General features: G+C 76.4%; 1 protein-coding gene. It reads left to right on the forward strand.

Going from position 1 to position 314, the window contains the following annotated elements; all coding sequences use genetic code 11:
- Positions 1-194: hypothetical protein (locus JHD80_RS27720; RefSeq protein WP_199093837.1), on the forward strand; the 194-nt coding region annotated here is incomplete at its 5' end.
- Positions 195-314: the final 120 nt, after the last annotated feature.

The raw sequence follows: 314 nt of genomic DNA on the forward strand, positions 1-314 counted from the left end.
CCCCCCCCCCCCCCCCCCCCCCCCCCCCCCCCCCCCCCCCCCCCCCCCCCCCCCCCCCCCCCCCCCCCCCCCCCCCCCCCCCCCCCCCCCCCCCCCCCCCCCCCCCCCCCTTTTTCATGATCCGGCGCCCACCGAGATCTACACCGAAGGTTAATCGTCGGCAGCGTCAGATGTGTATAAGAGACAGGTGCTGAACGTGCAGGGCCACGACCTCGTCCTGCCGCAGGCGGCCGGCAGCGTGGCGCGGGCGAGCTTCGCCGATCTCTGCGCCCAGGCCTATGGCGCGTCTGACTATATCGCCCTGGCGCAGCGCT

The organism is Allobosea sp. ASV33 (assembly GCF_016428755.1).
Classification (GTDB): Bacteria; Pseudomonadota; Alphaproteobacteria; order Rhizobiales; family Beijerinckiaceae; genus Allobosea.